Here is a 3600-nt window from a genome sequence, read left to right as displayed (position 1 = left end):
CTCCCCCACATGGCCGCAGACCAAGTCCGACCCGCCCCGTATGGCCATTCGGGTCACGGGAAAACCGGTCTGCCACCCCACCCCGGGCCCCGTACACTGGTCCTGGCGAAAGGCTTGGATGGGGACGAGTAGCGTCGTACGCAGCCATGAGCGACCCGGGGACGGTGAGAGCCCGGGGGCGAGCCCGATGTGAAGCATCACCCCGGAGCCGTCGGAAGAAAGCCGCGGGAAACCGCGGTGACTAGACCCGGCGTCGCGACCCCAATGAGGGGGCTCAGGGCGCGCGTGCCCCGGGCCAAGGAGGGTGGTACCGCGGGAGCAGCGCTCTCGTCCCTCCGACGGAACGACGACAGTCCGCCGGAGGAACTCGATGACACCGCCGCAGTACCGCCAGGTGCCCGCCCAGGTAGACCTGCCCGCGATGGAGCACGCCGTGCTCGATTTCTGGCACGAGAACAAGGTCTTCGCCAAGACCCTCGAACAGTCCGAGGGACGCCCCGAGTGGGTGTTCTACGAGGGCCCGCCGACCGCCAACGGCATGCCGGGCGCGCACCACATCGAGGCCCGCGTCTTCAAGGACGTCTTCCCCCGCTTCCGGACCATGCGCGGCTACCACGTGGCCCGCAAGGCCGGCTGGGACTGCCACGGCCTCCCCGTGGAGCTCGCCGTCGAGAAGGAGCTCGGCTTCTCCGGCAAGAAGGACATCGAGGACTACGGCATCGCCGCGTTCAACGACAAGTGCCGCGAGTCCGTGACCCGGCACACCGACGCGTTCGCCGAGCTCACGACCCGCATGGGCTACTGGGTCGACCTGGACGACGCGTACCGGACGATGGACCCCTCGTACATCGAGTCGGTCTGGTGGTCGCTGAAGCAGATCTTCGACAAGGACCTGCTCGTCCAGGACCACCGGGTCGCCCCCTGGTGCCCGCGCTGCGGCACCGGCCTCTCCGACCACGAGCTGGCCCAGGGCTACGAGACGGTCGTCGACCCCTCGGTCTACGTCCGCTTCCCGCTGACCTCCGGCCCGCTGGCCGGCAAGGCGGCGCTCCTGGTCTGGACGACGACCCCGTGGACCCTGGTGTCCAACACGGCGGTCGCCGCCCACCCCGAGGTCACCTACGTCGTCGCCACCGACGGCGACGAGCGGGTCGTCGTCGCCCAGCCGCTGGTCGAGAAGGCCCTCGGCGAGGGCTGGGTCACCACCGGCGAGTCCTTCACGGGCGCCGAGATGGAGCGCTGGACCTACCAGCGCCCCTTCGAGCTCGTCGAGTTCCCGGCCGAGGCCCACTACGTCGTGAACGCCGAGTACGTGACGACCGAGGACGGTACGGGTCTGGTCCACCAGTCCCCCGCCTTCGGTGAGGACGACCTCAAGGTCTGCAAGGCGTACGGCCTGCCGGTCGTGAACCCGGTCCGCCCCGACGGCACCTTCGAGGAGGACGTGCCGCTGGTCGGCGGCGTCTTCTTCAAGAAGGCCGACGAGGCGCTCACCGCCGACCTGGACGCGCGCGGACTGCTCTTCAGGCACATCGCGTACGAGCACAGCTACCCGCACTGCTGGCGCTGCCACACGGCGCTGCTCTACTACGCGCAGCCGTCCTGGTACATCCGCACGACCGCGGTCAAGGACCGCATGCTCGCGGAGAACGAGCGGACGAACTGGTTCCCGGACTCGGTCAAGCACGGCCGCTTCGGCGACTGGCTCACCAACAACGTCGACTGGGCGCTCTCCCGGAACCGCTACTGGGGCACCCCGCTGCCGATCTGGCGCTGCGAGGACGGCCACCTGACCTGTGTGGGCTCGCGCGCCGAGCTGACCGAGCTGACGGGCACCGACCAGTCGCAGCTCGACCCGCACCGCCCGTACATCGACGCGGTGACCTTCGGCTGCCCGACGGAGGGCTGCTCGCTGGAGGCCACCCGGGTGCCGGAGGTCATCGACGCCTGGTACGACTCGGGCTCGATGCCGTTCGCGCAGTACGGCTACCCCTACGAGAACAAGGAACTCTTCGAGTCCCGCTACCCGGCGCAGTTCATCTCCGAGGCCATCGACCAGACGCGAGGCTGGTTCTACACGCTGATGGCCGTCGGCACGCTGGTCTTCGACAAGTCGTCCTACGAGAACGTGGTCTGCCTGGGCCACATCCTCGCCGAGGACGGCCGCAAGATGTCCAAGCACCTGGGGAACATCCTCCAGCCGATCCCGCTGATGGACCAGCACGGCGCCGACGCGGTCCGCTGGTTCATGGCGGCCGGCGGCTCGCCGTGGGCGGCGCGCCGGGTGGGCCACGGCACGATCCAGGAGGTCGTCCGCAAGACCCTCCTGACGTACTGGAACACGGTGGCCTTCCAGGCGCTGTACGCCCGCACGTCCGGCTGGGCCCCCTCGGCCGCGGACCCGGCCCCGGCCGACCGCACGGTCCTCGACAAGTGGCTGCTCTCCGAGCTGAACACGCTGGTCGTCGAGACCACCGAGGCGATGGAGTCGTACGACACCCAGCGCACCGGCAAGCTGATCTCGGCCTTCGTCGACGATCTCTCCAACTGGTACGTGCGCCGCTCGCGCCGCCGCTTCTGGCAGGGCGACAAGGCGGCCCTCCGCACCCTCCACGACGTGGTGGAGACGGTCACGCGCCTGATGGCCCCGCTGACCCCGTTCATCACCGAGCGGGTCTGGCAGGACCTGGTGGTGCCCGTGTCGCCGGACGCCCCCGAGTCGGTCCACCTGGCGACCTGGCCGGAGGCGGACACGACGGCGATCGACAGGACCCTCTCGGAGCAGATGCTCCTCGTCCGGCGTCTGGTGGAGCTGGGCCGGGCGACGCGCGCGGAGTCGGGCGTGAAGACCCGCCAGCCGCTCTCCCGGGCCCTGGTGGCGGCGACGGGCTTCGCGGCCCTCTCCGCCGACCTCCAGGCCCAGATCACGGAGGAGCTGAACGTCAGCTCCCTCGCCTCCCTCTCGGACGTGGGCGGCTCGCTGGTGGACACCACCGCCAAGGCGAACTTCCGCGCCCTGGGCAAGCGCTTCGGCAAGGGCGTCCAGGACGTGGCGAAGGCGGTGGCGGCGGCGGACGCGGCGGCGCTGTCCCTGGCCCTCCGGTCGGGCGAGGCGACCCTGTCGGTGAACGGCGAGGACATCACCGTCACCCCCGAGGAGGTCATCATCACGGAGACCCCCCGCGAGGGCTGGTCGGTGGCCTCGGACGCGGGCGCGACGGTCGCCCTGGACCTGGAGATCACTCCGGAGCTCCGCAAGGCGGGCCTGGCGCGTGACGCGATCCGCCTGATCCAGGAGGCCCGCAAGAACAGCGGCCTGGACGTGGCCGACCGGATCGCCCTGCGCTGGCTGACGGACTCCCCGGAGACGGCGGAGGCCCTGACGGCCCACGCGGCCCTGATCGCGGACGAGGTCCTGGCCACGGACCACGCCCAGGGCGAGGCGGACGGCACGTACGGCGACCCGTTCACGGACGAGTCCCTGAGCCTGACGTTCCGCCTCCGCAAGGCCTGACCACCCCGGCGAAGGGCCCGGCACCCCCGTGGGTGCCGGGCCCTTCGCATCCCCACCACGGCCGACCACCCCGCCGAGGCGGTACC

At 70.7% G+C, this 3600-nt stretch carries 1 protein-coding gene; it reads left to right on the top strand.

The genetic code is table 11. The annotated features are described in order from the left end of the window. The first annotated feature begins 370 nt into the window (after positions 1-370). Positions 371-3514, top strand: a complete 3144-nt coding sequence (ileS, locus tag AOK00_RS33055) for an isoleucine--tRNA ligase (protein ID WP_055603843.1) — start codon at positions 371-373, stop codon at positions 3512-3514. Positions 3515-3600: the final 86 nt, after the last annotated feature.

It is taken from the genome of Streptomyces aureus (assembly GCF_001418135.1).
Lineage (GTDB): Bacteria > Actinomycetota > Actinomycetes > Streptomycetales > Streptomycetaceae > Streptomyces > Streptomyces aureus_A.
The sequence above is the reverse complement of the archived record's forward strand: the minus strand, read 5'-3'. Positions and strand labels throughout refer to the sequence as shown.